At 41.9% G+C, this 26,725-nt stretch carries 28 protein-coding genes; 22 read left to right on the top strand and 6 right to left on the bottom strand.

Annotated elements, in window-relative coordinates; all coding sequences use genetic code 11:
- Window positions 1–118 precede the first annotated feature (118 nt).
- Together hrpB and GRF59_RS07200 are read left to right on the top strand one after the other, a co-directional pair.
- Window positions 119–2,614 (top strand): ATP-dependent helicase HrpB, encoded by a 2,496-nt coding sequence (gene hrpB / locus GRF59_RS07205; RefSeq protein ID WP_160496923.1) that lies wholly within the window; start codon window positions 119–121, stop codon window positions 2,612–2,614.
- Between the two features lie 88 nt (window positions 2,615–2,702).
- Window positions 2,703–3,254: a YflT domain-containing protein gene (locus tag GRF59_RS07200; RefSeq protein WP_160496922.1), complete on the top strand. Its 552-nt coding sequence runs from the start codon at window positions 2,703–2,705 to the stop codon at window positions 3,252–3,254.
- Between the two features lie 65 nt (window positions 3,255–3,319).
- Here GRF59_RS07200 and GRF59_RS07195 read toward each other — a convergent pair whose 3' ends face one another.
- Together GRF59_RS07195 and GRF59_RS07190 are read right to left on the bottom strand one after the other, a co-directional pair.
- Window positions 3,320–3,619, bottom strand: coding sequence for a hypothetical protein (locus GRF59_RS07195; RefSeq protein WP_160496921.1), 300 nt, complete (start codon window positions 3,617–3,619; stop codon window positions 3,320–3,322).
- A 27-nt stretch (window positions 3,620–3,646) separates the two neighbouring features.
- On the bottom strand, window positions 3,647–3,853 hold the full coding sequence (locus GRF59_RS07190) for a hypothetical protein (protein WP_160496920.1): 207 nt from the start codon (window positions 3,851–3,853) through the stop codon (window positions 3,647–3,649).
- A gap of 247 nt (window positions 3,854–4,100) precedes the next feature.
- Between GRF59_RS07190 and GRF59_RS07185 the strand changes: the two genes are divergently transcribed.
- The 5 genes from GRF59_RS07185 to GRF59_RS07165 all read left to right on the top strand — a co-directional run bounded on the left by GRF59_RS07185 (window position 4,101) and on the right by GRF59_RS07165 (window position 8,367).
- On the top strand, window positions 4,101–4,487 hold the full coding sequence (locus GRF59_RS07185) for a DoxX family protein (protein ID WP_160496919.1): 387 nt from the start codon (window positions 4,101–4,103) through the stop codon (window positions 4,485–4,487).
- A 36-nt stretch (window positions 4,488–4,523) separates the two neighbouring features.
- Window positions 4,524–5,294, top strand: coding sequence for a pirin family protein (locus tag GRF59_RS07180; RefSeq protein WP_160496918.1), 771 nt, complete (start codon window positions 4,524–4,526; stop codon window positions 5,292–5,294).
- A gap of 119 nt (window positions 5,295–5,413) precedes the next feature.
- A complete protein-coding gene (locus tag GRF59_RS07175; RefSeq protein ID WP_160496917.1) occupies window positions 5,414–6,595 on the top strand; it encodes an acyltransferase in 1,182 nt (393 codons plus the stop codon).
- Window positions 6,596–6,947: 352 nt separating this feature from the next.
- Window positions 6,948–7,307 carry a helix-turn-helix transcriptional regulator gene (locus tag GRF59_RS07170; RefSeq protein ID WP_160496916.1) on the top strand — a complete coding sequence of 120 codons (360 nt, stop codon included), beginning with the start codon at window positions 6,948–6,950 and terminating at the stop codon, window positions 7,305–7,307.
- Window positions 7,308–7,353: 46 nt separating this feature from the next.
- Window positions 7,354–8,367, top strand: a complete 1,014-nt coding sequence (locus GRF59_RS07165) for a Gfo/Idh/MocA family protein (RefSeq protein WP_160496915.1) — start codon at window positions 7,354–7,356, stop codon at window positions 8,365–8,367.
- A gap of 51 nt (window positions 8,368–8,418) precedes the next feature.
- On the opposite strand, the gene GRF59_RS07160 is transcribed toward GRF59_RS07165, so the two are convergent.
- Window positions 8,419–8,988: a TraR/DksA C4-type zinc finger protein gene (locus GRF59_RS07160; protein ID WP_160496914.1), complete on the bottom strand. Its 570-nt coding sequence runs from the start codon at window positions 8,986–8,988 to the stop codon at window positions 8,419–8,421.
- Between the two features lie 80 nt (window positions 8,989–9,068).
- Window positions 9,069–9,998 carry a cation diffusion facilitator family transporter gene (locus tag GRF59_RS07155; protein ID WP_160496913.1) on the bottom strand — a complete coding sequence of 310 codons (930 nt, stop codon included), beginning with the start codon at window positions 9,996–9,998 and terminating at the stop codon, window positions 9,069–9,071.
- Between the two features lie 268 nt (window positions 9,999–10,266).
- On the opposite strand from GRF59_RS07155, the gene GRF59_RS07150 reads away from it, so the two are divergent.
- The 3 genes from GRF59_RS07150 (at window position 10,267) to GRF59_RS07140 (ending at window position 15,064) form a co-directional block, all read left to right on the top strand.
- Entirely contained in the window at window positions 10,267–10,644 is a 378-nt protein-coding gene (locus GRF59_RS07150; RefSeq protein ID WP_160496912.1) for a DivIVA domain-containing protein, read from the top strand.
- 538 nt (window positions 10,645–11,182) lie between these two features.
- Entirely contained in the window at window positions 11,183–12,331 is a 1,149-nt protein-coding gene (locus GRF59_RS07145; protein WP_160496911.1) for an HNH endonuclease, read from the top strand.
- Window positions 12,332–13,282: 951 nt separating this feature from the next.
- Entirely contained in the window at window positions 13,283–15,064 is a 1,782-nt protein-coding gene (locus tag GRF59_RS07140; RefSeq protein ID WP_160496910.1) for an ATP-dependent nuclease, read from the top strand.
- A gap of 53 nt (window positions 15,065–15,117) precedes the next feature.
- On the opposite strand, the gene GRF59_RS29680 is transcribed toward GRF59_RS07140, so the two are convergent.
- Window positions 15,118–15,405 (bottom strand): hypothetical protein, encoded by a 288-nt coding sequence (locus tag GRF59_RS29680; RefSeq protein ID WP_237391668.1) that lies wholly within the window; start codon window positions 15,403–15,405, stop codon window positions 15,118–15,120.
- A 171-nt stretch (window positions 15,406–15,576) separates the two neighbouring features.
- On the opposite strand from GRF59_RS29680, the gene GRF59_RS07135 reads away from it, so the two are divergent.
- The 8 genes from GRF59_RS07135 to GRF59_RS07095 all read left to right on the top strand — a co-directional run bounded on the left by GRF59_RS07135 (window position 15,577) and on the right by GRF59_RS07095 (window position 20,668).
- Window positions 15,577–15,780, top strand: a complete 204-nt coding sequence (locus GRF59_RS07135) for a helix-turn-helix domain-containing protein (RefSeq protein ID WP_160496909.1) — start codon at window positions 15,577–15,579, stop codon at window positions 15,778–15,780.
- A gap of 208 nt (window positions 15,781–15,988) precedes the next feature.
- Window positions 15,989–16,528 carry a GNAT family N-acetyltransferase gene (locus GRF59_RS07130; RefSeq protein ID WP_160496908.1) on the top strand — a complete coding sequence of 180 codons (540 nt, stop codon included), beginning with the start codon at window positions 15,989–15,991 and terminating at the stop codon, window positions 16,526–16,528.
- Window positions 16,529–16,899: 371 nt separating this feature from the next.
- On the top strand, window positions 16,900–17,217 hold the full coding sequence (locus tag GRF59_RS07125) for a hypothetical protein (RefSeq protein ID WP_237391667.1): 318 nt from the start codon (window positions 16,900–16,902) through the stop codon (window positions 17,215–17,217).
- A 316-nt stretch (window positions 17,218–17,533) separates the two neighbouring features.
- Window positions 17,534–17,923, top strand: a complete 390-nt coding sequence (locus GRF59_RS07120; RefSeq protein ID WP_160496906.1) for a hypothetical protein — start codon at window positions 17,534–17,536, stop codon at window positions 17,921–17,923.
- A 225-nt stretch (window positions 17,924–18,148) separates the two neighbouring features.
- Window positions 18,149–18,595 carry a WapI family immunity protein gene (locus tag GRF59_RS07110; protein ID WP_160496904.1) on the top strand — a complete coding sequence of 149 codons (447 nt, stop codon included), beginning with the start codon at window positions 18,149–18,151 and terminating at the stop codon, window positions 18,593–18,595.
- 261 nt (window positions 18,596–18,856) lie between these two features.
- A complete protein-coding gene (locus GRF59_RS07105; protein ID WP_160496903.1) occupies window positions 18,857–19,336 on the top strand; it encodes a DUF1871 family protein in 480 nt (159 codons plus the stop codon).
- A 256-nt stretch (window positions 19,337–19,592) separates the two neighbouring features.
- Window positions 19,593–19,985: a DUF6979 family protein gene (locus GRF59_RS07100; RefSeq protein WP_160496902.1), complete on the top strand. Its 393-nt coding sequence runs from the start codon at window positions 19,593–19,595 to the stop codon at window positions 19,983–19,985.
- A gap of 176 nt (window positions 19,986–20,161) precedes the next feature.
- Entirely contained in the window at window positions 20,162–20,668 is a 507-nt protein-coding gene (locus tag GRF59_RS07095; protein WP_160496901.1) for an SRPBCC family protein, read from the top strand.
- A 321-nt stretch (window positions 20,669–20,989) separates the two neighbouring features.
- Here the strand turns inward: GRF59_RS07095 and GRF59_RS07090 are convergent, their stop codons facing one another.
- A complete protein-coding gene (locus GRF59_RS07090) occupies window positions 20,990–21,262 on the bottom strand; it encodes a hypothetical protein (protein ID WP_160496900.1) in 273 nt (90 codons plus the stop codon).
- Window positions 21,263–21,466: 204 nt separating this feature from the next.
- Between GRF59_RS07090 and GRF59_RS07085 the strand changes: the two genes are divergently transcribed.
- From GRF59_RS07085 to GRF59_RS07065, 4 genes are all read left to right on the top strand, one after another.
- Window positions 21,467–21,955, top strand: a complete 489-nt coding sequence (locus tag GRF59_RS07085) for a DinB family protein (RefSeq protein WP_160496899.1) — start codon at window positions 21,467–21,469, stop codon at window positions 21,953–21,955.
- A gap of 218 nt (window positions 21,956–22,173) precedes the next feature.
- Window positions 22,174–22,827, top strand: a complete 654-nt coding sequence (locus tag GRF59_RS07080) for a lysozyme inhibitor LprI family protein (protein WP_160496898.1) — start codon at window positions 22,174–22,176, stop codon at window positions 22,825–22,827.
- 1,214 nt (window positions 22,828–24,041) lie between these two features.
- Window positions 24,042–24,890: a hypothetical protein gene (locus GRF59_RS07075; RefSeq protein ID WP_160496897.1), complete on the top strand. Its 849-nt coding sequence runs from the start codon at window positions 24,042–24,044 to the stop codon at window positions 24,888–24,890.
- 539 nt (window positions 24,891–25,429) lie between these two features.
- Complete coding sequence (locus GRF59_RS07065) at window positions 25,430–26,485, top strand: ankyrin repeat domain-containing protein (RefSeq protein WP_160496896.1); 1,056 nt, start codon at window positions 25,430–25,432, stop codon at window positions 26,483–26,485.
- Window positions 26,486–26,725: the final 240 nt, after the last annotated feature.

Here is a 26,725-nt window from a genome sequence, read left to right as displayed (position 1 = left end):
CCCTCCTTAGTACAGCTTTGTACATTTTATAGCAAACCGGCGTGGATATCCAGCATGCCAAAGCTCTATAATGGGAGAATGAACAATTACTTGCGGGAAAGACATGGAGAGATGAGAAATGAATGAATTGCCGATACAGCGGGTGCTGCCCGAATTGCTTGAGCGGCTTGACCAGGGTACGTCTGCAGTCCTTATTGCCGAGCCGGGAGCAGGGAAAACGACGCAGGTTCCGCTGGCCTTCATGAAGGAGGCTTGGCTTGTGGGCCGCAAGATCATTATGCTGGAGCCTCGCCGCCTCGCGGCACGCTCCGCTGCTGAATATATGTCCCGGATGTTAGGGGAGCAGGTAGGGGAAACGGTCGGCTACCGCGTAAGAATGGATAGCCGGACTGGCAGGAGTACACGAATTGAAGTGGTAACCGAAGGCATTTTGACCCGGATGATTCAAAGTGACCCGGAGCTCGAAGATGTGGGGATGATCATTTTCGATGAGTTTCATGAACGCAATTTGCAGGGTGACCTCGGACTTGCGCTCGCTTTGGAATCCAGGGCTGTTCTAAGAGAAGATCTTCGAATTTTGATCATGTCGGCAACGCTTGAAGCCGAACCGGCTGCTGCGCTTCTGGGAAAGGCTCCCGTCATTAATTGTCCGGGCAGGCAGTTTCCTGTTGAGACAATATATAAGCCCATGCCAGCCGGACAAAAGCCCGAGCAGCATATGGCAGCGGTCATTCGAGAGGCCCTCGCGGCGAATCCTGGAGATGTGCTTGCTTTTCTGCCCGGAGCAGGAGAGATACGCCGGGTTCAGTCCGAATTGCTGAGAGGTGGACTTTCGGCAGATGTGGTTATTAGGCCACTGTTTGGCCAGCTTACGCAAAAGGAACAGGAAGCAGCGGTTAGGCGAGATCCGGAAAATCGTAGGAAGATTATTTTGTCCACCTCCATTGCGGAGACTAGCTTGACCATTGATGGAGTCCGAATAGTCGTGGACAGCGGACTAGCGCGTACGCAGCTGTTCTCAGCCCGTTCCGGCATGCCTTATTTGGCGACAGGGCAAGTATCGCGTGCTTCAGCCGATCAACGCAGAGGGCGTGCAGGTAGGACGGCTCCGGGGGTGGCGTACAGGCTATGGAGTATGGAAGTCCAGGATCGCTTGACGCAGCGGAACTCACCGGAAATACTGGAGACGGATCTGACGGCGCTGGCGCTAGAACTCGCTGCATGGGGAGTGCTGGAGCCAAACGACATGCTATGGCTCGATTCGCCGCCGGCAGCAGCCTATGAGCGCGGCAAGGTGCTTCTGCACCGACTTGGGGCTGTCAATGAGCGCGGCATGATAACGGATCAAGGAAAACGGATGGCTAAGCTAGGGATGCACCCCCGGCTGTCGGGGATGATGCTGCTGGCTGCCGAAATCGGTCAAGGCCGTCTTGCATCAATTCTTGCCGCTCTACTTCAAGAGAGGGATATATTCCGTGGCAGTTCTATCGATAAAGATGCGGATATCCGCGGCAGACTTGAAGCGGTTATCGCGTGGGAACGCAGCGGTATGGCTTCTCCACACGTCGATGAAACGGCCCTGAAGCGCATCGCCCAGGAGAGCCGGCATGTGCGGAAACAAATCGGCATTCCGGAAAGTGAAGATATGGACACGAGCAAGATCGGAATCCTCTTATCTTTTGCATATCCGGACCGCATAGGCCAAAGCCGCGGGGACGGCAAGTTTCTGCTGGCTTCGGGTAGGGGAGTGGAGCTTACCAGGACTCAACTGCTGAGCCGTTGTGACTACCTTACGGTGGCGGAAGTTGATGATCAGAAAGGGGCGGAGGGAAGGATATTGCTGGCGGCCCCGCTGGAGCTTGAGGAACTGCTCGATTATCATAGAGGGGACATCCGGGAAGAAATGGTCGTGGAATGGGACTCTGCCCTAGGGGGCGTAAAGGCACGAAATCAAGTAAGATTGGGTGCGATGATACTTCGAGAGTCCAACGCTTCGCAGCCCCCGCCGGAGACGGTAGCGAAAGCTCTGATGGAGGGCATTCGTACGGAGGGGCTGAGCTTGTTGCCTTGGAACAAACAGGCCAAACAGCTGCGTCAGCGTCTGCAGCTTATGCATCTGGCTGACCCCGAGTGGCCGGATATGTCCGACGGATCGCTTCTCGAGGGACTGGAAGATTGGCTTTCTCCATATATTTTTGGCATGAAAAGCCGGTCGGATCTGCAAAAGCTTCAGCTCACAGGCATCTTGGAACAAATGCTGGGTTGGGATAAAAAAAGCCGTCTTGATCAGGAGGTCCCGACGCATATAACCGTTCCCAGCGGGTCTAGGATACCCGTGGATTACGGCAATCCGGGACAGCCTTTTTTGGCGGTTAAGCTGCAGGAGATGTTTGGCCTTCGTGAAACTCCAAGAATCGGTCATGGGAAAATACCTCTGACGCTGCATCTATTATCCCCCGCGCAGCGGCCTGTCCAGATTACTTCTGACCTGGAGAGCTTTTGGAATAACGGCTATTTCGAAGTGAAGAAAGATTTGAAAGGCCGTTATCCGAAGCATTATTGGCCGGATGATCCGATGCAAGCCGTTCCGACAAGACGGACACGCCCGCAATAAGGTGCACACCGACTCCTTTTTACGTATTGTTTGTTTTCTGAATGAAGCGGGTAATATGAGAACAAACAATGAAATGGAGGAAAAGGTCATGGATGAGAAGAAGATTGTAGGCGTGTTCGAATCAGAGCAGGAGGCTTCCCGGGCCATTGAAGACTTGCAACGCTATGGCTTTCCTACCAAAGATATTTCAGTGATTACGAAGGATCGCGAGGATCTGGAGTCCATTACGGCAGATACGGGTACCAAAGCGCCAGAAGGCGTCGCGGCAGGCGTCGCCACGGGCGGGATGCTTGGAGGCGTTACAGGCCTCTTGGCAGGCATCGGTGCTCTTGCCATTCCGGGAATCGGACCCATTCTTGCGGCTGGCCCAATCGCGGCGACGCTGGCCGGCATGGCGGTGGGCGCCGGAGCGGGCGGTATGGTGGGAGGTTTGATCGGCCTCGGTATCCCGGAGGATGAAGCCAAGGATTACGAAAGCTACGTGGATAAGGGTAAAATACTGGTTATCGTGGAAGCCAGGGAACGAGAACAAGAAATCATTGATATTTTCAGGGATAACCGTTCTCTGAACGCTGAGCGGTATAATAACGATCTTGGTTTGATTACCGATGATACAACGAAAATTCTGAAGGATGAATAAACCTGATCCTACTCATGGATATACAATCTGAAAAACCGGCAGCTGCCATGTGCAGAGGCCGGTTTTTATGGTTTGTTGAACATGTGCGCAGCTTTGTACGCTTGTTTCATATCCCTGTCGAATTGTGCCGAGGGATCTCCAGTAATCCATTCTTTGGCCAGGCTGAGTTCCAGCAGACGCTGTTCCAGCTCAATCGTTGAACGGATCTGAAGCATGAGATCAACCATGACCTGTTCCTCGGAAGAAGCCTGAAAACAGTCCAGCAGCAGCTTCATGCGAAGCAGGTTGTTGTCCCTTAGATCTTCCGTTATCCATTGATCATTCAGGGCTTTCAAGCCAAGCAAACTCTCCAAGACGGGATTCATGTCTTCACCTCTTACTAGCAGAACGGTTTAAAACTGCCGATGCATCAGTTCTGACACTTCTTTATTCATGGCAATGCTGCGCGCGATCAGATCCGTAAGTTCGGGGCTGGAGACCAGCTGCAGAAGCGTCCCGGACTTTACCAGCTGCAGCGTTTCATGCCTTAGAAGTGCCTGCCATGCCAAAAGATCAGCGCCTTCAGGGGTATGGGCGGTTTTCGGAGGCATTGTATTCATAAATGGACTCCATTCTTTTCGGCATAGTATATACGAAAGCAAAGCTGAGTATCCGTTATTCAAAGAAATTGATAAAAAAGGTTGACTAAATTCTAAATATAATATATCTTTAAATCAAGATAAAAACGAAGCACAGGAGAGGAATAATGATGATCAGATTGTCAAAGGATTAGCTCATTTTTTTTGAATATAAATCTTAAGTTAAAGCTAAAATAAATTAAGAATATAATAAATGGAGGAATATAAAATGGTAGGATTCGGTTTGCTTATTATTCGATTGATTGTTGGATTGACATTTGCGGGACATGGGGCTCAAAAATTGTTTGGCTGGTTTGGAGGTCCCGGTATCAAGGGAACGGCTGGCTGGTTAGGTTCCATGAATGTGAAGCCTGCGCTTCCGGCGGCCATCGTAACCGGCTTGTTCGAACTGCTGGGCGGTCTGCTCTTCGCAGCAGGCGTATGGACTCCCGTGGCTGCCTTAATGATCGCATTGACGATGATTGGGGCGATTGTAACGGTCCATGGCAAAAATGGCTTCTGGGCTACAGCAAACGGCTTTGAATACAACCTGATTCTGATCGCAGTGGTTGTCGGCGTCGCATTCACAGGACCTGGAGCGTATCATTTGTTTTAATGAAATTTAAAGTGACTAATAAGGGGAGTGTTTACGATGAGAATGCGATTGTATACTCCGTCGATGCAGGGTAAGGGCGCTTTCGACGGCGGTAAAATTACCGAACAGAAACCAATCGGTTTCCCTGGAGAGGGAGCAGTGATCAACCGCGTCGGACCCTTGTTCTATTGGGCATGGGCCCATACGCCGCAGGAAGGTTATATTCCGCTTCACCCCCATTACGGTTTTGAGATCATGACATATGTTTTGAAGGGTTCGGCAGAGCATGGGGACTCCCTGGGAACACGCAGCATCGTTGGGGAGGGCGGTGTTCAATTGATCAAAGCAGGCAGCGGTGTAAGCCACGAGGAGCGGTTTCTAGGGCCGGATATGGAGGCTTTCCAAATCTGGTTTGAGCCTGACCTGCAGCAGGAGGCCAAGAAGAACCCAGCCTACGAGCAACATGATCATGCGGAGTTTCCCGTTAAGATTCAGGAAGGGAGCCGCGTGAAGCAGTTACTTGGCGAAGGCTCGCCGATTCAATTGACCGCCGAAGCGCAGATGTGGGACGTCGAACTTCAGCCTCAACACCAATTCCATCATCCGTTGATTAAAGGGAAAACCTTGGCTGTCCTTGCAGTAAGTGGTGAAGGAAGCTGGGAGGATCATGCAGAGCACAAGGAAGGATTCCATGAGCGGGATTTTATGCTACTGAATTCGGATCAGGATGAGACCCTCACGCTGCATGCGGGAGACAAAGCCTTACGGTTATTTCTTATTGAAGTGCCTGAACGTGTAAACTATGGACTAATCCCCAAAAAATATTAAAATGATTTGTCAAAAGAGCGCGCCGGATGATATATTCTGGCTGACGCTCTTTTTTCGTTTAGCTTGAACCTCAGACGGTTTATACTTTATGATGCGACTCTTCAGAACGGAGGCGAGTTATGCCGAAAAAAGCCAGAATACACGAAATCGAACTGCTTCGCGGGCTGGCCTTTCTGGCGGTAGCCCTTCAACATGCCATCGCGCACTATTCCATTGTGGACGGAGTCAAAATGGAAGACAGCGTCATGATGACGCTGCTGTTGACGGCATCCAAGTTTGCCGTTCCGATGTTTATATTTATTACGGGTCTGGTTCTTTTCTACAACTACGACGGTCCGATTCGATACGGCACTTTTATGCGGAAAAGGTTTGTGGATGTACTGCTTCCTTATATATTGTGGTCGGCCTTTTATTTCTACATGAATCCCGCCTGGAGTCTTTCGGATCTTGGGCAATGGGCCATCATGCTAGTGACGGGTAAGAACAGCTATCATTTGTGGTACATCGTCATGATTTTTCAGTTTTACCTGTTGTTTCCGTTATTCAGATATGTCATGCGCATAGGTGCCGCGAAGATTCCATTTCGCTGGCGGGCCTGGGCATTATCCGGAGCGGGTGCGGTATGTTTGCTGCTGCTCTACGAATTGTTCCGGATAGGAGATGGGATGACGACCGCCGATATTCCTTTTCTCACGCCGTTCTTCACGAAGTATGCTGATCGCAATTTTCTGTACTTTCTTGTTTATTTCCTGCTCGGCGCAGCGGCCGGCATGTACCGGGAACGCTGGTATGTCTGGCTGCAAAAAGGAAGAAAGGTTTATTGGACGGTTTTCATCCTGCTGTTCGGTTACTATACGTATTCGACGGTACGAAGCTTCGGGGTTCCGCCCGAATTTCATATCACGTTCAACCAGCTTAATCTTTTGCGGCCGCTGATTACACTGTTTCTTGTCAGCTCCGTTTTCGTATTCTATGCGTGGTCGAAGAAACGAACAGAGGCTTCCGGCCCTGCCGGACTGAAACTGATGAACCTGCTTGGACGTTATTCGTACGGGGCTTATCTTGCTCATGCCTTCATGCTGAAGATGAGCTACAAGGTGGACGCCAGGCTATTCGTTGGCTGGAATATCACGCTGCGAATGCTGATGTCCTTTCTGATCTGCATCGTTTTATCTTACGCCGTGACGATTGCGCTATCTTATTTGCCTTTTGGCAAATGGACGGTTGGCGTTTCCTCGCGCGTTAAGCGTCGTCGCCCTGTAGCTGTACAGGGGAAGACCACCGTACATTCCGTTGACTGAAGTCTGATGATCGTTGATCTTGATGAAAACAAACGAAGGAACCTGTCCTGCATAAAGCCATCCGAAGCTACAAGAAAGATGGCAGCAATGCAGCGGCAGGTTCTTTTTTGGTTGTAATATTATTATTTCATCATATGAAAAATTCATAATAGAAAACAAGCGCTTTTATTCTACTGCATGCAAGGATTTCATGCGTAGTACTTGCATTTTACATCGGTAAAGTTGAAAAAGTGCCCAAAGGCCTATATCAAGCTTTTTCGATGAAGATTTCATGTTATGCAATTTGGAAAATAGTCGTTTATAATGGATTTGAATTGGTTAATGAAGGAAAAGAGGCAAAGGGGGAGACGGTGTGGCTTTTATGATTGCCCAGCGTGCTTTTATTAAAACGTATCTCATTACAATGGTGGAACAGCACCGGGGTTACGGGTATCAAATGCTGGAGGAGATGAGGCAGGAATTCAAAAGCTATGGCTACGCTCCTCCGCAAAGCGAAATTTACCGGGCACTGCATGAGCTTGTTCAGGAGGGCGTATTCTACCGTACCAAGCAGCTCAAAGGGAATGATCCGCGCGTGGATTTCCAGGAGATCGTGCTGTATCACTTTACAGCCGATGGCCCGGAAAAGGCCAAACTGTACAAGAAGCAGGTCAAAACTGATTTAGACCGGTGTCTGGGAATGTTAAATAAGGCGGTCACGGATAACTACTAGCAATATAGAGCAGGCATCTCATAAGACCGAAGGAGGAGAAGGAGTTATGGAAAAGAAGCTTCGCTGGGGAATATTGGGTACAGCCAGCATCGCGCAAACCGCGTTTATACCCGGAGTTCAGAGCTCGCGCCATTGTATTGTACAAGCCATTGCAAGCCGTCAGCCGCATAAAGCAGCAGAAACAGCAGAGAAGTTCGATATTCCGGCCTCCTACGGCAGCTATGAGGAGTTGCTGCGGGATCCTGAAGTCGATGCGGTGTATATTCCGCTGCCGAACCATCTCCACAGGGAATGGACCCTTAAAGCCGCTCAGGCGGGCAAGCATGTGTTATGCGAGAAACCTGCGGCATTAAATGCGGCGGAGGCTGAGGAAATGGTGAAGGCATGCCGCGAGGCAGGCATCATTTTCGCAGAAGCCTTCATGTACCGTCACCATCCTAAACACCGCCGGATCCGTGAGATCGTGGAGAGCGGAGAGATTGGCCTTATTCGGGGAATACATGGATGTTTTACGTATAACGATATCAAGGATACGACGAATGTCAGGTACCAAAAGCATATGGGCGGCGGTTCGATTTATGATGTGGGTTGCTATCCCATTTCAGCGGCACGGATGATTCTTGGCGAAGAACCGGTTGCGGCATCGGTACATGCCTTTTTTTCGCCCGAGCATGAGATTGATCTGATGGCCTCGGGGTTGCTCGAATTTCCCGCTGACGTTGCACTTACGTTCCAATGCGGAATGTCCGCTTCTCCTCACTGCATGCTCGAAGTGCAGGGAAGCGAAGGACGGATCGAATTGCCGCTCGCATTCGGCTGGGAGCACGACGAAGAGCCTCCCCAGCTGATCGTGTATGCAGGGGACACGCGGAGGGAAGAGCGCCTGGGCGTCTTCAATTCTTTCGCGCTTGAGGCGGATGCTTTTGCGGATGCTGTGCTAAGAGACGAAATGATGCCTTTTGGTCCCGAAGATGCGGTTAGCAACATGAAAGCCATAGAAGCCTGCATGCAGGCTGCCAGGGAAAAGATGCGAATTGTTATCGGATCGGCGCAATCTTGAACGATGTGTAAAATCCCCGTCTCTCACGAAGAGAAACGGGGATTTATTGATTCACATGCCATCATCGTAATCTTCGACATCACGTTTGGCTGCCATGGCCGGCGAATTGGAGGTGCCATAATCTTCAACGGCTTCCCAGGCATCCGCGTCGTCAAAACGCCGATCATGCTCCTGCCTGCCTTCACCAGCTCCGGACGGCGGGGGAGTCATTACCTGTTCCTCGACGGGACGGTCATCTCGCAAAGATTGCTCCGGAGAATCATCAACGCAGAAGGCCGTAAACGGGATGGCCTGGAGACGTTCGAAAGGAATGTCCTGTCCGCATACTTCGCAGATACCATAATTACCTTTTTCCATCCGCTTCAAAGCTGCGTTGATCTGATCCAGTTCATCGTTCAGCGTGTTATTCACCGCAAGATCGCGCTCGCGTTCGAATACGTCCGTTCCTTGATCCGCCGGGTGGTTATCTACCGTGGAAAGGTCGCCCGTAGAATCGGTCAAGGATTCGCCATGGCTGGCATCCTCTTCGCCGTTCGTTATAAAATGATGTTCCAGTTCTTTTTTTTCCTCAAGAAGTGTATGTTTGAGCTCCTGAAGCTGAGCGCTGCTTAAATGACTCATGGATAAAACTCCCTTCAGCATTGTTTAGGATAAGTGTCTGTACTGTTTTCTTACCCTAAAGCGGTATGGGGCAATCAGGCTTAGATGGTGGATTCTCCTGCCAAACGGCAAGGGAAAGATCCGTATTCAATTTGCAGCGTGGGGTGTTCGATCCCGAATCGTTCGTGCAGCTCGTGCGTCGCCTGCTGTATGATCCGATCATTGCTTTCCGGTTCCGAAACGACCAGATGCGCAGTCAGTGCGGTTTCCGTGGTGCTCATTCCCCATATATGGAGATCATGCACATCCGTCACGGATGGAATAGATGCCAGATAGGCCCGTATGGCTGCTGCATCGATCTCAGGCGGCACGCTATCAAGAGCCATGTTCAGGGAGTCCTTCAGCAGGTTCCACGTACTGATGAAGATGACGAGAACGATCAGGAGACTGACCACGGGGTCCAGCCACTGCCAGCCGGTAAACATAATCAGGATGCCTGCAATGACCACCCCAAGCGAGACGCCTGCGTCTGCCGCCATATGAAGGAAAGCACCGCGGACGTTGAGGTCGCCTTTTCGGCCGGAAACAAAGAGCAGCGCAGTCGCGGCATTAATGGCGATGCCTATAGCAGCCACCCATATGACCGTCGAACCGGTAACAGGCTCGGGATCAGCGAATCGGCGGATCGCCTCCCAGGCAATGATGAATATGGCAGCCAGCAGGAAAATGGCATTAAATAATGCGGCTAAAATGGACGAACGACGGTAACCATAAGTTCTGCGCTCCGTAGGAACCTTTTTGGAAAGGATGCTGGCTGCCCAGGCCAGAACAAGCGCAAGAACATCACTCAAATTATGACCGGCATCCGCGACCAGAGACAAGGAATGGCTGAGATAACCGTATGCGGCCTCTACAATGACAAAAACCGTATTCAGCACGATGCCAATCAGAAATGCTCCGTTATAGTTGGCAGGACCGTGATGATGACCATGACCTTCGTGTGAATGGTGATGGGAATGTGAAGCTGACATGATATAGACCTCCTGTTTCCTGTGATCAATTGAAAGTATAGTGTAACTTTATAACGTATGAATATGTACTCATATATTGATAATAACACATTGCATTTATAAGTCAATGCATGCAAATCAAGCGACGGAGTGCAATTTCTTTGGAACATCCTCCAAAAAACCGCTGAACCATTTTCATATTATCTCTGGTTGTGATATAAAAAATAAAGGGGAAGTATATTTTAAATGATGACCCGTTTGAGTAGCAACCGATTTGGAGGTATTGGCAATGGATGAACATATGCAGCGCCGACTGGATAAACAGAAAAAGCTGTTTAAGCAGCTGGGTATACAATTGGATGCTCTTTCGATACACGAAAAAGTGTTCAACACCAAGCTTAGGGGGTACGATCCGGAAGAGGTGGATTCCTACCTGGATGAAGTTATTAGCGATTATGAACGATTTTACGCGACCATCTCTGATTTAATGGATAAATGGCAGGAGCAGCAGCTCGCGCTGCGCGACATGAAGTCAACCTCCCGGCCCGAACCTGAGCGTTTCGCGATCGATCCGAAGCAAGTCGAAGAAATCGTACTCAAAATGGAATACAATCTTAGACAGCTGAAAAGCAAGATCCGGCCCGAACCCGATTTTTTCGTTGATTGATCAGCAGCCTACATATGTATCGTGAGAAACTCCCTTGGAAAGCGTAAGCTTCCAGGGGAGTTTTGGGTTAAGGAGAGAAATATCTGGGGGAATGGCACAAAAGGATGGTAAAATAAGGATTACTATGAGGTATGGTTTAGTAAAGGGTTGAAGGCTGAGTTCATCAAGGAATTAAAAAAACATGCGGATTTGATTGTGCGTTTTTCGAAAAGAGGCAGCATCTTGCACTTCTTGAGGGCTTTGAGGCTTCGATAGCACAGCCTTGATACATAAAAGTAGGAGCATGTGATACGATATTCGTAAAACGGTATGGATTGGGAAATTATACGAAATTCGTAAAAGTTGATACAAAAGGAGATTTTGCGACATTCGTAGAATGGGAGTTATATGAAATCGAGCAGATTAAATGGAATTAATACTACCACAAATATAGTCAGTAGTACATTTAATTAATTTCTGATCAAGTTTTGTTTTCTGCTTATCGAAGAGCCTAATTCTTAGATTTTTTTATTGCTTTATTTATGAGAGGTGAAAACGATTGAATTCAACAGTTAGAGCATTAATGCAAAGAGGAATTTCTGATGATTTTGCAAAAAAAATAGTCTCTAATGGGTACTCACTTGAAAAACTAAAACAAATGAAAGTAGAGGAACTATTAGAATTAGGGTTTAGCCAAGAATCTGCTGAAATTATAAATAAGGAGAAAAGACCTCCGATCCCTTCAAAAACATTAAATAAAGTTTTGTATGAATCTAGATACTCATGCTGCATATGCAAAAAAAGTAAAGGTATTATTGTTCATCATATTGAACCATGGGAAGAATCTAAATCACATGATGAAGATAATTTAGTGGTTCTATGTCTTGAACACCATGGGGAAGCTCATACAAGACATGAACTAAGTATAAATTTAACAAAACAAAGAATTATACATGCTAAAAGTCAGTGGAATAATGAAGTCAAACAAATGAATAAGAACGTAGTAATTGATTTGCCTAAACCAATGTTCTCTTTTTTTGATTACTTCAACATAAATAGACTTTTTGAATTATTCGATCAAAAAGATATAAATCTTTGGGAACTTTCGTACTATGATTATTTATTAGATGCTGGATTTATAAACAAAGATGGATCCTTTAAACCTATACTAAAGTGGAATGTTTCTTCAAGTGATATAAAATATTATTGGATTGGATTTTTTGAAGGTGGATATATAAATAGGTTTATTAAAGATGGATTTCAACGTTTATTGCAAACATTAGAGCCGGTGATTCTTAATGATATCTGGAATAAGAGTAAAATTGAGGCGTTAATTACCCCGGGTACTTTTTTCATAATTCAAGGAGCGTTCTATTTTAAAAATGTTTCTGGAAGAGCCGAAGGTATTGGTCAGCAAACTAAAGGGTATAGAAGAGCTAATGGTATAAGAATAGAATTTGAGTTTGATAGTTGGTATTGCAATTCTTCTAGTTCAAAGTCCCATCTTTCTAGTCGAAGTGTTGTTACTGCATATTGTGTTTCTAGATCCATTACAAGATCAAGAAACGAGTTGATAATATATTGTACTGTTCTAGCGATAGGAAATGGGTTTGAAAATATTATAAATGGAAGATCATTTCTATCGAACTATGTTTTTGAGAATGAGGAATTGGAAGAAGATGATTTTGATGATTCTGAACTTGGTTAATGGGTTGTCTCTCAACTATCAGCGTCGCAAATTTAGCTCCCTGAAACTCAATAATCCAATAAATAGATGAAGTAAGACATAAAAAAGAGCAATGATTTAGAATTATATTATTAACCTTTTGATGGCAGCTCAAGAAGACTCGACTACATATAACATAATATTCATGCATCGGGCCATTCGGCCCTCGGTCCGGCAGAAGGTATTCGAGGAGGCAGAGGCACCCGGACACATCCGACTCTGTCGGACGTCGTGAATACAGAAACGTTATCTGAAACCAGCGAAAGGAGAATAAATGAAAACTTATATAAGATATCCTTTAAATATTAGGTTAATTATCGGCATGTCGATACTGACTTTATTATGTATTCTAAATATCATTATAACGAGTGACAGGTCCAATAAATTACTTTATTTAGCTTTTAGTATTATCTATCTATTGATCATTGCTGCAGCTGTTATAAGGAGACTTCTTAAACCCAGGCTACTACTACTCGATAGTAAAGTATTGATTATCAAAAATAATCAATTAGAAGCCAATGATATAAGGCGGATATATATTGAAGGCAATTGCATAATTGGAATTAAACCAAAGAAAAATAGAATTGTCCCAATAGGATTATGCTTTAAATTTAGTAACCTCAATAAAGAAATAAATACCTTAATAGAATGGGCAAAGAATAACAATATTGAGGTGAATCATAAAACATTTTTTAAATGGATCTAAAGAAATTGAAAGTAATTCAATGGTGTCGCTGGCATCAGATAACACCATATTCACGCTTTGGCCATTCGGCCCTCGGTCCGCCCGAGGATATAGCAAAGAAGCGGATTCAGGCGGACAACCCTGCGAACCTAACCGCATCGCGGCCGCCCCGTTGGGGCTTAAGGTTCTCGGGTTCGTGAATACAGACACGTTATACGACAGAACGAATTAAAAGGAGACGTTTGATTATGAGCTATATTAGAATCAAAAGTATTAGCGTCGAGAACTATAGATCATTCGGAAAAAGACAGACAATCATTTTCCCTGATCAAACTCATAAAAAACCTGTGGCTATCGTAGGATACAACAATTCGGGGAAAACAAACTTTCTCAATGCGATTTTATATGGAATTAGAGAGAAGAGTGTTAACAAAGATACATTTAACATTAATGATTTTCATAATCGTGATTACAATAATAAGCCTTCTATTGAAACTGAAATTTCAAGTAGCATAGAAGTTAAAGGAGACGGGCACGAAGCAGAGCTTAAAGGATTTCATTCATTACATATAAGCGTAGTTGACAATGAAATTGAAGATGTCAATATCCGTTCCTTTTGTGATAAGGAGCAACAATCAAAAAACTCATACGCTTCAGGTGCAGCAAAGTATTTTAAGATTTTTTATGTGAATTTTCATGAAGTGAAAAAAGAATTGTCAACAAAAAAGACGAACTGGGGTAACCTTACTTCATTTTTAGCGAAACATATTAAGAAAATAGTTGAAAAAGATAAAAATATGGAAGGGAAAAGAAAAGTTTTCGAAGGAGAAGTTAAGGAATCAACCAATAAGGTGCTTGCAGATTCAAAGTTACATAGTTTTCTTGAGGATATAAGGTCTAATTATTCGAAAAATTTGAGAGACAGCAACTTTTTCATAGACTTTGGGTTGCCTGATTACGAGAATATTTTCTTAGATATGATATTCAAAATTGGTTTGAATGGAGATACTGAAAATCTTATCCCAATAGATCATTTCGGTGATGGATATATTTCTATGTTTGTTATGGCTATCATTCAAGCAATTGCTGAAAGTAACAAGAGCGATCAATGCCTCTTTTTATTTGAAGAACCTGAAAGCTTTTTGCATGAAAATCATCAAGAGTACTTTTATAAAACTGTTCTCTGTAACTTGGCAGAAAAAGGACATCAAGTTATATATAGCACTCATTCTGATAAAATGATAGATGCTTTTGACACAAGAGGGCTTATTCGCTTTGAATATAACGAAGAAGACAGCGAAACAATTTTGAAATACAACAATCCAAATGAAAGTATCGCAGATGATGGCCTAGAAGGCTTCTCATTGCACAAAATAGCTGACTTTAATAATTATATTAAAATGATTGAACCAAATCTGAATAAAATAGTGTTTAGTCAAAAAGTGATCCTAGTAGAAGGTCCAAATGACTTGTTGACCTATAAAGAGATTATAAAGAAATTAGTTTTTTCACTAACAAATGATGCTATGTATTCAGAAACATACCTGAACTTTAAAAATATCTCTATAATTCCTCATCACGGAAAAATTACGGCTAGATTTTTAATTAAGTTATGCAAACATCTTGGAGTAGACTTCTTTTGTATCAATGATTTTGACTTTAGGGAAAATTTCACTTCGGAGCTTTCATTTGATTCCCTTGAAGATTTGTATAAAAGCGAATTATATACCACAAAAATAGCAGAACTCAAAGCGTTTAATTCTAAAGGAGATCCTTTAAGTGAAGCAACAAAGCGAGGAATGATTACTACGAATTGGGGATTAATCAAAGAAGCTTCTCTCGAAAAGATACATTTTAATATTCCTAAATTAGAATCTGTTATTGGTTATGAATCTAATGATAAAAGCAGTTTAGGTATATGGACTAAACTTCAAGAAAAGTCGAATTTCGGAGAAGAGATATTTCCAAGATCTCTAAAAAAATTTATTGGGATCGAAGCATTGGAACGAGTACATGCAAGTAAGAGTTAGATCATTTAGATATTTTGTAGTAAAACCTTAATGAAAAGAGAGCCGTTTGGCTCTCAATTAGAAGTTATATTTAATTCATTATGTAATTGAAGAGCATCTTTAAAACCTTGCAAGTATATTTCACGTTCTAGGATTGTTTGAACTGAGAGGTCTGCATCATCGTAAAGAAACAGAGTTTTATGCATATCCTGAGGTAGAAGTTCATGTAACTGTTTGAAGTAAAGATTTCGATCAGATGAGAATTGATTATAAATGGTGTTGTTCTTGAGAAGATCGCTATATAAGGCTTCAATCCGATTACGTATCAACGAATTAAGTAAGACTTCTAAGGAATTGTACATTAATGATCACCGTCCGCCATGTTTTATTTTGTGAACAAAAGTTTAACTTGTTAAAAATTATTTTATCATAACAAAAAGTATAGTCAATACATATCAAAGATATTTTTGATTAAGAAAATATATTTTCATATAATTAAAGAAAAATTCAAATCCGATACGAAGGAGTACCAAATGATAAGCTATAAACCATTTCAAAAATTATTGATTGACAGGGAGATTAAGAAGCAGAATTTATTGAAAATGACGGGGATTTCTTCGGCAACGATGGCAAAGCTCAATACGAATGAATATGTATCGTTAGAAGTCATTGATAAATTATGTACGGCATTGGGATGCCAGCCTGGAGATCTTTTGGAACATCTAACAGACCAATGAAAGAATAGAATATAAGAGGATGTTGGTTAACTCGAAGACGTGATTCCGTCGTATAACATAATATTCAAGCTGCGGCTCCTTTGGAGCCTTGGTCTGCTGGATGAATTTAGTGGAAGCGTTTCAGCAGACACATCCGACTTCGTTGGACGTCTTGAATACAAGAACGTTATACGACAGAACGAAGTGATTTTTTTTAAGGAGCAGCTCAATGAAGATTAAAGTGCAATTAACCAGTAAAAACGAAGCATATGTAATAAAAAACTTATACCCGCTTTATCTATACGATTTGTCAGAACATTATGTTAGATTTCCGAATATCCATGGTGTTTACGAAGATAGTGATGAATATAAAACTTTGAATGACCAATATGAGGTACAGAACATTTGGTGGGAGAAGCCTGATTGTTTATACCCCTATTTAATTCTAGTAGAAGATAAACCGGCGGGATTTATCCTTATTGCTACACCTCCACATTGTTCAGAGGGGATTGATTATTTTGTTAATGATTTCTTTTTACTCCGCCCTTATAGAGGTCAAGGTATAGCAGAACAGGCAGCTATTAAAGTGTTTGAACAATTTAAAGGGAGATGGGAATTGTTCACCAACTCATCTGAAAGAAACATTACAGGGCAAAGATTTTGGCGGAAGACCGTTTCTAATTATAGTAAAGAGAATTATGCTGAATTGTATGGAGATACTTTTGACGGACATAAACTGATTTTTCGATTTGATAATACAGAAAAGTAAGCTTTTGAGAGTATCTCAAAGTTCCGTCGTATAACAGCGTTTTCCTGCTGCGTCGCGTACGCTCCTTGGTCTGCCCGAGGCATTTCGAGGTAGAGAAGTCAGGCAGACAACCCTGCAAGGCTAAGTGGCAAAGCCACCCAGTCGCATTCGCTCCTTTAAGCCTTTCGGGCTCAGGAACACAAGAACGTTATGTGCAATTCGTCAAACCCAGTATATGAGGGAGACATTCATAGATGGTTAAAGAAATTCAGATAAATGATTGGATCATTGAGCTAGATCTCGATAGGACCCGCGAGTACTACACAATGCATGATCTAAATGGTGATTGTAGTTGTAATATATGCAAGAATTATCGAGTTAACTGTGAGTACATGAGTTCAGAACTTTTTGAGTTTTTTCGTAAGCTCGGAGTTGATCCAAGTAAGGAAGGGGAGTTTATGGAATTTGGATTGAATGAAAAGGGTGAAGTGCATTATATGGGTTTTTATCATCTTGTCGGCAATATCATTGCCGGGCCGACAAAGATCATTGATAAATGGAGTAGTATAAATTTGATAAAGATAGATAATTATGGACTTGGTTTTAGCAGTGAAGATATTGCCTGTGTACCGAATGACTTTCCAAAACCTATTATTCAATTGGAATTCAGTTGTTATATTCCTTGGAGAATTAAAGAAAAGTACGAATAGTGGGAGCAATTTCGAAGAAGCGCCGAACTGCACATAACATTATATTCACGCGGCGTGACGATTGACGTCGTCCCTTGGTCCGCCTGAAGCATTTCGAGATGTGGAATCAGGCGGACACATCCGCACCAACTAACCGCATCGCGGCCGACTCCTGGCGGAGCCTTAAGTCGGTGGGACGTCGTGAATACGAGAACGTTAGGTGAAATTGCCGAGAGCATTGAAACATATAAGTTACAATTTTCGTTTGTATTTTATCAACTTCAAATTAATGCAAAGGTTGGTGAATACCATAAAGAAAGTATTGATTCTACTTATATTGATTTTTGCAATTGGATGTCAATCGAATGCCGAAGATCCAAAACCAGACCAATTAAATCCAATTAGCCTAACTAAAGCTTATCCAGGGAGTATATCTAAAGTAGACAAAGTTGAATTACTGGATGGATCAACAGGAGAGAGAAGAACGATTGTAGATCAGAAAACAATTCAACAATGGCTAAATAAAATCAAAAATATTGAACTAGATCCTGACGATAATCAAGAGGGACGAGTAGGATATATATTTGGGATTACTTTATTTGAGAATGAGAAAAAAACACTGGGATTCATTCCAAATGAAATTAACAACATTTATTACAAAAATAATGAAGAATTTTTAAAACCGATTAGAGCTATATTTAAAGAACAATTTAGACGTGAATTCTAAGAAGCTGCAACATCACCTAACATCATATCCACACTTCGGAACCTGGCGGTTCCTCGGTCCGCCCGAAGAGGAATGGCAAGGCAGCGGGAATCAGGCGGACACATCCGCACCGACTAACCGCATCGCGGCCGCTTCCGTTGGTCGCTTAAGTCGGTGGGACGTCGTGGATACGGGGACGTTAAAAGAAATCCCCGCTAAAGGTACAAGTTCAAGAGAGGTAGGGGCATGATGATTCAATTTCAAATATATGGTGAGAATAATCAGTACTTGATAATACAATTAATGAAGGTTCATGGATTTCCAGAAGATACTTGCCATTGGGGTGGCTATGAAGCAGAAGGTTCAGTAATTATCAAGAGTGGAAGTTACACTGCTTCCGGGAACTTATGGGTCTCTACCGGTGAAATATTTATATTTAAGAATCAACTTAATGAAATTTATGATAACTGCAATGGAGAAGCAAAGCTAGCAAATTACGAAACGAATTTTGAATTAAGTATTAAAATCAATAATAGAGGAAGGGTAGAAGTTGAAGGAAGATATAAAGAATTCTCATCTATTGATAATGTTTTAATGTTCTTTTTTGAAGCAGATCAAAGTTATATTGTAAAAACTCTTGAAGAACTAAACGAAATATCATTGAAATACGGCGGACTAAAAGGGATTAAGTAGTGAAGGTATTTCAGAGATGGCGGGAACGTCTTATAACACCATGTTCATGCGTCGGGGCATGCGCCCCTCGGTCCGAGAGAAGTTAGAAGTCGAATCGGAGAGGCATCTCAGCAACATGGAAGCATATTCATCGGACACATCCGCACCACCTAACCGCATCGCGGCCAGTCGCATACGCTCCTTTAAGGTGGTGGGACGTCATGAACACAAGACCGTTATGTGAAACTGCCGAGAACTTATATTATGGGGGACCGAACACTGATGACATCTATTTTAAAGATTTTAAGTAATTGGGACCCGTTATATTTAATGAGTCATGCTCCTGATGATGAGTATTCTGGAGAAGAACAGTTAATAGAGGACTCTTTATTGCAAGTACATAATGAACGAGAACTTGGACTTAGAATTCAAGAGATTTTTACAAGTCAGTTTGACGATGACTTTAAAAAGTCATTAGAGGAATACTGTGAAATAGCGAAGAGAATATTATCCTTAGAATGGATAATAACTGTAAAACTTAAAGGGGAATGTACATATTTATTGACGGGAAGAAAATATAAATTTACTTTTAAAGATCCAGAAATTTCGTTTAATAATATGGTTTCGGTTGTGGAAGATATATTTTGGTATGACGAAGACAGCAATGAGAAGTTTTTTTATATTTATGTGCTAGAACAAGGAGAAGATTATTTAGTATCTGAAAATGAAATAATAGATATTAAGGACACAGGCAATGTTTGAATGTTTCAATGAAGTAGCAGCATCGGATAACACTATATTCACGCATCGGGCATTCGCCCTCGGTCCGGGAGAAGTTAGATGTGGATTCGAAGTGGTTTTTCAGTAGCAAGGAAGCAGAATCAGCCGGACACACCCGCACCACCTAACCGCATCGCGGCCGCCACTTCGTGGCTTAAGCTGGTGGGGCGTCGTGAATACAAGAACGTTATGCGAAACAGTTGCAATATTATATGCGGTAACTCAAGGAGGCAATTATATGAGTAAGTATGCACAGGCAGCTATAGAAGCGGTTGAATTAGTGTATCAGGGGGTTACTGATTCACCAGTTAAGGCTTGGGACATGGCTACATCAAAACTTTTTGGTAAGGGATCATGGGGACAAAAGAAAGGTTGTCCAAAGAACGCTTTCTTAGGACTATGTGAAGATGGATTTATTGAAGGAATTCCAAAAGGAATATATAACACAAGGGAAAATTCTATCAATAAGAATTATGCAATTAGGGCAATTGAATTAATAACTGAACAACCCAAACTATTAGAAGATATCAAAGAACTATGGAATAGAGCTAGTAATGGAAATGGAATTTCCCATAATCATCAGATGCATATCGTTAAAGCTCTCTATAACAAGAATTACATAAAAGGCTAATTTGTGAGTAAGCACAGGAATTCGGAGAAGCATTTCAGCAGACAACCCCTGTGGGGTTCATGAATACAGGAACGTTAGACGAAATTCTCTGTTAGTGCATCTATAAGTTCTAAAGGCAAAGATATTAAACAGATACTAGTATCTTTGAACTGTGAAATAAAAGGAGGAGGATTTTCATGGGTAATAATCTAAATCAATCGTTTGAAATTACGCGTGTATTCAATGCCCCTCGCGAACTCGTATTTAAAGCATGGACAGAGCTTGAGCATTTCGCGAAATGGTGGGGACCAAAGGGGTCCACCCTCGAAGTCGTTAAAATGGACGCTCAATCAGGTGGTGCATTGTTAGGTTTTCAGACGTCTCCTGACGGAAATCTGGTTATGTGGAGAAAATTTGAGTACCAAGAGGTTGTCGATCCTGAGAAAGTTACTTATATTCAATCCTTTTCCGATGAGCAAGGCAATACGATCCGAGCGCCATTTAGCACGAGCTGGCCTCTTGAAATTTTAAATATCATAACGTTTGAAGATAGCAAAGGTAAAACTGTTTTAAAACTGAAAGGTTACCCTATGAACGCTTCCGCTGAGGAACAAGAATCATACAACGGTATGGCTCCAAAGCTCCAACAAGATCTTGAGGGGACTTTCGATAAACTTGCCGATTATCTTGTCTTCCTGAGTTAGAATATGTAAAATTCTCATACCGTAAAAAATTGATCCAATAGATTAATTCTCAATGACTAAGGTCATTGAGCTAACGAGAAACGATAGAATAAGGATGCCGACTATAGAATGAGGCGACTTCCTATTGATAGTAATCAAGACCCTATTTAATAAAGTATAAACAAAGTAGTCGCGAGTTAGTCGGAGGTATGAACTCACTTCGGAGTCGCGACTTTTTCTTTGCGAATATTTAAAGTGCGGGGACAGATCGCTTTGGATTATAATTCTAATATAAGGAGAGGGAACAAATAAACTTTCTTTGGAAACACTATTATTGTGAGATTAGAAGAATAAAACAAGAATATGACGAGGTTCAAGATCAGAGATTTGGAAGTAGATCAAGGAGAGATAACTTCGTCTAACACATTGTTCAAGCGTCGGTGGACAAGCCCCCTCGATCCGGCATAGGGGTTTCAGGGAAGATTGGCCGGACACATCCGCACCGACTAAGCGCATCGCGCCCGGCACCTTCGCTGCCTTAAGTCGGTGGGACGTCGTGAACACAACAACGTTATAGGAAATCAGCGTAAAGGTGTAAAAACTAAATTCTTTCAAAAGGAAAATTTCCTACATATCATAAAATAAATAATGAAGTAGAAGACGAGGCATTTCAGTAACGAGGAAGCATATTAAGCCGGACACATCCCTCCATCTAACCGCATCGCGGCCGGTCACTTCGTGACCTTAAGGTGGAGGGACGTCGTGAATACAAGAACGTTACGTGAAACCGGTGAAAACCAATGAAAGAGAGGGAATTCAATGAAGAAAACGATTATTTCTCAAATGCTATCTTCTTTGAATATGTTACAAGACGCTATCCATAATTGTCCCAATGAATTATGGGACCATCAAGAGCATGAAAACAAGTACTGGCATATCGTTTATCACGCATTATTTTTTACTCATCTTTATCTAGGTCCTAATGCAAATGAGTTTCCAAAATGGAAAAAAGCAAGAAATGAATATCAGTTTATGGGGCCTGTTCCTTGGCCTCCGCATCATACACCGAAAATTGATGAGAAATATTCAAAAGAAGACCTCAATGAATACCTTGAATTAATAAGACAAGAGGTACCCATTCGAATTAATCAAGATGATTTAGATGCGAATTCCGGTTTTGATTGGTTACCATTCAGCAGAATGGAATTGCATCTACATTCAATAAGACATATCCAGCATCATACAGGACAACTTATAGAAAGACTCAGGAACTTTGGTATCAAGAGGAATAGATGGATAATCAATTGAATGACGCAAGTTAATCAATGAAGCCACCGCATCACATAACACAGTATCTAAGCTGCGGGCTACGCCCTTGGTTCGCAAGATGAGGTAGGCAGGGAAATTGAATCAGCACACAACCCTGCGAAGCTAAATCCGTCGGACCCGGTCGCATTGCTCCCTTAGGCCTCTCGGGTTCGTAGATACAACAACGTTATGCGCCATTATATTTAAGGAGATAATTTATGAAAGGTAAGATTCTCTTATTATTTTTTATTACAATAATGTTTTCATCTTGTCAAAATATTAGTCAATCGACTGCCCTGAACAGCGAAACTAAATCAATAATGAATTCTGAACTGCCTCCTGATGTAGTGAATACAGGTAATGGAACAGAATCCAAAGAAATAACTGAAGGTCGATCAGATCCTTCTAACAATGAAGTGTTATCCATGAGCATTGGGAACTATGATTTGAAAGGAGAATTTTATGATGAAATGCTTCGAAATCCTATAGATCATGATTATGAAGTGGAATTTAATGAATTTCAAAATTCCAAAGAGATTATTACAACATTGGGATGGGGGGCGTTGGAAAGCAAATATACAGAGATTTGGGATAAAGAGTTGAATCAAATATATAAAAAGCTTCTTTCTAAGTTGGATGGAGAACCAAGAGAAGCACTAATTGAATCGCAGAAAGAATGGTTACAGTATCACTTAAGGGAAACAAAATTTGTAGAGAAGACATTTATTAATAATGGTTACCTTGGATCACAAGGATCGGTAAGCCTAGGCACGGTTACACGGGAGAGAATTAGGGAAAGAACAATGCAATTATTTGAATATCGATATTTGCTAGATGGTGAAGTTGAGTTTGTATACCAAAGTAAAAAATAGAGTTGGAATTTTGACCAAAGGTTTTTAGGTGATACTTCGGACAGTAACGGCGCATAACACTGGTATTCACGCTGCGGGGCTTACGCCCCTTGATCGTCCGATGTATAATCATGCAAGATAACACGAACGACACACGAGCCGGCCTAAGATAAGAGCTATCTAAGGCCGGCTCGCGTCGTGAATATACAATGTTATCTGAACGTGCGAAATTCTTCGAAATGAATTTTGTGAAAGAAGGTTCATACATGATCCATAATATTAATCGTACTTCAAATACTTTTAGGGATAGGGGCAATTTTTGGTGGAATAGCATTTATTATCGATCCAAGTGGAGAACTGATGGGGATGTCCCGCTGCCTATTCAGAAAGTGGAAATGGAAAATGGCCGACAGACTTAATATATTTCCGGATAAACATTGGTCATGGACACTTTCATTATATTCTGGATTTGAATTAATCATTTGGATTACAATTCAAATGTATATTCTGAATATGTTTTCAATAATTCATATGATTTAAATAATAATTGGATTGATTATACAAATAATAACTTTATTACCAAGAGTTCAAAAACAGTATTCAATTTAAGACTTGTCGGATAGATGAATGAATTTTGTGGGTAACTCAATGCACCATCACATAACATCGTATTCACGCTGCAGGCCCGATCGGACCAGCCAAGCGTCGCAGAGTGTATCTCGACACTTCCATGATAACAAACTAAGAGAGTGTTTTTTTGAAAAAATGCGCTCTGTCCTTACAGCCGCAGCAAGTTTAAGCTAATTTGTAGCTGCGAAAGCTGAGTTTATAATGTAGGATAAGTTCTAAATCAAGCTGTTGGATTTTTCATAGTATATATTAAATAAGCACTAGAGGTGATATTTATGAAAAGAATGACAAGCGAAGAACTCTATGAGCTTCTACAAAAAATTAAGAATAGACCAGGCATGTATATTGGTACATAGTCGATAATCAACTTAAAAATTTTTTTGGATGGTGTATTGTACGCATCATTGGAGCAGTATAATAAATTTCTTTTCACCAGATGAAGCGGAAGCTTTCGATTTGTTTTATAGACAATTAGATGAATTTTTAAGTTTGGGAAATGAAGCGAGCAATTATAAAAATATACTTGAGAAAAAAGAAAAATGGATGGAATTAAAAACAGAGTATTGGAGCCAATATAATAAAATGAGATTATGAGGTTGTTTAAAATGAAAAGAAGTATTTATCTCGTATTAATGGTTTTCATATTCACTTTTATTTTATGCAAATCTGAATATCCAGTCCATCGTGCAAATAATAATTTTGATTCTTCCGGTACATATCAGAAGTCTGAGAAAATTGACCATTCTATGATTATTGAACCAATAATAGATGTGAATGAAAATTTATCGATAAATCATTTAGATGTTTTTGAATCTAAGGACGGTATGTTAAAAATGGATTCCGGTAAACAACGCGTTGAATTATTGGGTGAATATGTTTCAGGTTCCGATCATAATCATACGCTCTTCACAAATTTAAGAGTAACCAATACCGACACGAATGAAATAATCGTTGATCGAAGAATAGTCGATAATTCTACTGGAATTCCCGAATTATTTCTTGCGGATTTTACTGGAGACAAACTTGATGAAATTATGGTTGTCATTCATAGTGGTGCTATTCACGATTATGAAAAAGAATATCAATTTTACAGTTTAGTCAATCATAATTTAATATCCTTACCCTACGAAGGTTTATTAGACGATGAATCTTTAAGTTTTTCGATAGAAAACGATAAAGGAAAATTCCATTCTAAAAAATTGAATGTTCAATATGAAGTCAATCTTCCGGAAAAGTTATTGGAGTTATATAAGAGTGGGACCGAATTAAATCCTAATAAAAATTATATTTTTGAACCTATGTATATAGAGACTGATGGAGTCTATGGATTGAAAGGAGATTTATACATAGTAGATTCTGGTTCGAAAGAATTTATTGCGCGCTTTGAAATGATATATAAATTTAAAGAAAGTAAATGGGTGCTAGTAAAACTGAAATTACTGAAATCTAATTAATATACGATTGGTGTATAAAATGCTAAATAAGTCTAAAAAAATTCTTGCTGAACGGTGATGTATTTTATATGTAAGGTAGAAGGCAATGTATTAGCAGTAGGAGATGAAACGAAGGACATTAGGTGGGTAACCATGGATGAAGTGTATAGATTAATGATTAAAGATCCTAGGCAATTCTCAGACGTTGATCGAGCTGGAACCAAGTATTATTTGAAGCATAGATTTGAGTTTGAAATTCATTAAGTCTTTTCATAGTAAAGGGGAAAACAATGGATTATATAAAATGAATTAGAAGCAAGGTCGGTAGCGAAATGATAATTCTTAATTTTTCCGGAGCAATTATAACTAATGAAAAAGGACAAATTTTATTGCAACGTAGAAGAGATAAAGATGCATGGGGATTTCCAGGTGGGGCAGAGAGGATTATTCATCAGTTCACAATCCTGTAAGGCTAAGTCCGTCGGACCCGTGTATGGTAAAATGTGGGGTTTATATGGCGATGAAGAAATTTAATAACCAAACGTAAGGAGAAAACACATATGGGTAAGAAGAAAAAAACCTTACCTAAAAATTTTGATGAACTTATTGAGGCAGGCGACATATCTGCATTAAAAGAGGTATTTACCCGTTGCGAATTGGATGCCCGTGGCGGTTACAGTAAATCAACAGCCTTGAGCTTTTACCAGGTGCAGGATGAATTGGTTCGCTGGCTCGTGGAACAGGGTGCGGATATAAATGCTAGAGACAATTACGGAGCAACGCCTTTGCACAAACATGCAATGAGTTGGTGCGGTAATTCTGAATTGCTGCTTGATTTGGGTGCAGATGCAGAAGCTGTTGATGATAAAAACGAGACACCTTTATTTGCCGCCGCAGGTTCATTCAAACCCAAAGCGGTTTACACGTTGGTGTCTAGAGGCGCAAATATCAGCGCAAAAAATGAAATGAGACAGACTCCATTAGAAAAAGCGTTGGCCATGTGCAGAAATGCGGATATTGTCCATATGGCGGAAGTTGCCGATATTTTGCTAAACGCCGGAACAACGGTAACGCCGGAAATGACAGACTCGATTAAGCGAATCGGAAACGACTTTGAATTTCACAGAGAAGGTTTTAATAAAGAATATTTGAAGCAGACCGATGAGGCACTTTTACGTCTATATGAGCTTTTTGATGTTACTCCGGTAGAGAAGCGAAAGACGCACGACGGCGCCTCTTCCATAACCGTATCAACACAGGGATGGCAGGCGCAGCATCATGAACTCTGGAATTTATTAATCCCTTCAAAAGGACATGCGAAAACCGTACAGGGTGAGGTGATCCGGATTACTGGTAAAGTTTCATACGAAATTTTAGATAATGGAGGAATTAACAGGGATCATGAATATCGTAAAATGCTCAAAAGTTTGATACATTATTTTAGCTTAGGTACACCATTACGTCCCGCTTCACTTCAGGAGGCAGTAACATTAGCGAAAGAACTTAACAATGGAAACGGTAGTGAAGAACCTGCGAGACTGTGCGAACTGGCCGTGCATTGGGTGCTCAGCAATCCGAATCCTCTTACTTTAGAACAGCCCGACTATAAGCGATAAAACGAACAACCCTTCGAGCGAAGCCCTTCGGACGAGTGCTCCATTTTACGGAAAACCGAGGTGGATCAAAGAAGCGCCAACTTCTTAGAGGCGCTTTTTTTGTTTTCGTTAAAACTTGGATGGGAACAAAGCCGCATAACGGACTCGTCATCCGGCGCGGCTTGGTGTACAATTCAGGCAGGAATTGAGGAGCTTAAAAGACGATTTCATCACGGCACCGGGATGTTTACGGTTCTAGAG

Origin of the sequence: Paenibacillus dendrobii, from assembly GCF_009807035.1 — a bacterium.
Taxonomy (GTDB): Bacteria; Bacillota; Bacilli; order Paenibacillales; family Paenibacillaceae; genus Paenibacillus_AQ; species Paenibacillus_AQ dendrobii.
The sequence above is the reverse complement of the archived record's forward strand: the minus strand, read 5'-3'. Positions and strand labels throughout refer to the sequence as shown.

What these genes read in the sequence shown, in the direction of transcription:
- GRF59_RS07185 (WP_160496919.1), top strand. Translation starts at nt 4,101, where the DNA reads ATGGTAGGATTCGGTTTGCTTATTATTCGATTGATTGTTGGATTGACA.
- GRF59_RS07110 (WP_160496904.1), top strand. Translation starts at nt 18,149, where the DNA reads ATGATGATTCAATTTCAAATATATGGTGAGAATAATCAGTACTTGATA.
- GRF59_RS07085 (WP_160496899.1), top strand. Translation starts at nt 21,467, where the DNA reads ATGAAGAAAACGATTATTTCTCAAATGCTATCTTCTTTGAATATGTTA.
- GRF59_RS07130 (WP_160496908.1), top strand. Translation starts at nt 15,989, where the DNA reads ATGAAGATTAAAGTGCAATTAACCAGTAAAAACGAAGCATATGTAATA.
- GRF59_RS07135 (WP_160496909.1), top strand. Translation starts at nt 15,577, where the DNA reads ATGATAAGCTATAAACCATTTCAAAAATTATTGATTGACAGGGAGATT.
- GRF59_RS07160 (WP_160496914.1), bottom strand. Translation starts at nt 8,988, where the DNA reads ATGAGTCATTTAAGCAGCGCTCAGCTTCAGGAGCTCAAACATACACTT.
- GRF59_RS07095 (WP_160496901.1), top strand. Translation starts at nt 20,162, where the DNA reads ATGGGTAATAATCTAAATCAATCGTTTGAAATTACGCGTGTATTCAAT.
- GRF59_RS07175 (WP_160496917.1), top strand. Translation starts at nt 5,414, where the DNA reads ATGCCGAAAAAAGCCAGAATACACGAAATCGAACTGCTTCGCGGGCTG.
- GRF59_RS29680 (WP_237391668.1), bottom strand. Translation starts at nt 15,405, where the DNA reads ATGTACAATTCCTTAGAAGTCTTACTTAATTCGTTGATACGTAATCGG.
- GRF59_RS07075 (WP_160496897.1), top strand. Translation starts at nt 24,042, where the DNA reads ATGAAAAGAAGTATTTATCTCGTATTAATGGTTTTCATATTCACTTTT.
- GRF59_RS07190 (WP_160496920.1), bottom strand. Translation starts at nt 3,853, where the DNA reads ATGAATACAATGCCTCCGAAAACCGCCCATACCCCTGAAGGCGCTGAT.
- hrpB (WP_160496923.1), top strand. Translation starts at nt 119, where the DNA reads ATGAATGAATTGCCGATACAGCGGGTGCTGCCCGAATTGCTTGAGCGG.
- GRF59_RS07150 (WP_160496912.1), top strand. Translation starts at nt 10,267, where the DNA reads ATGGATGAACATATGCAGCGCCGACTGGATAAACAGAAAAAGCTGTTT.
- GRF59_RS07195 (WP_160496921.1), bottom strand. Translation starts at nt 3,619, where the DNA reads ATGAATCCCGTCTTGGAGAGTTTGCTTGGCTTGAAAGCCCTGAATGAT.
- GRF59_RS07125 (WP_237391667.1), top strand. Translation starts at nt 16,900, where the DNA reads ATGAGTTCAGAACTTTTTGAGTTTTTTCGTAAGCTCGGAGTTGATCCA.
- GRF59_RS07200 (WP_160496922.1), top strand. Translation starts at nt 2,703, where the DNA reads ATGGATGAGAAGAAGATTGTAGGCGTGTTCGAATCAGAGCAGGAGGCT.
- GRF59_RS07155 (WP_160496913.1), bottom strand. Translation starts at nt 9,998, where the DNA reads ATGTCAGCTTCACATTCCCATCACCATTCACACGAAGGTCATGGTCAT.
- GRF59_RS07100 (WP_160496902.1), top strand. Translation starts at nt 19,593, where the DNA reads ATGAGTAAGTATGCACAGGCAGCTATAGAAGCGGTTGAATTAGTGTAT.
- GRF59_RS07105 (WP_160496903.1), top strand. Translation starts at nt 18,857, where the DNA reads ATGACATCTATTTTAAAGATTTTAAGTAATTGGGACCCGTTATATTTA.
- GRF59_RS07165 (WP_160496915.1), top strand. Translation starts at nt 7,354, where the DNA reads ATGGAAAAGAAGCTTCGCTGGGGAATATTGGGTACAGCCAGCATCGCG.
- GRF59_RS07065 (WP_160496896.1), top strand. Translation starts at nt 25,430, where the DNA reads ATGGGTAAGAAGAAAAAAACCTTACCTAAAAATTTTGATGAACTTATT.
- GRF59_RS07180 (WP_160496918.1), top strand. Translation starts at nt 4,524, where the DNA reads ATGAGAATGCGATTGTATACTCCGTCGATGCAGGGTAAGGGCGCTTTC.
- GRF59_RS07080 (WP_160496898.1), top strand. Translation starts at nt 22,174, where the DNA reads ATGAAAGGTAAGATTCTCTTATTATTTTTTATTACAATAATGTTTTCA.
- GRF59_RS07140 (WP_160496910.1), top strand. Translation starts at nt 13,283, where the DNA reads ATGAGCTATATTAGAATCAAAAGTATTAGCGTCGAGAACTATAGATCA.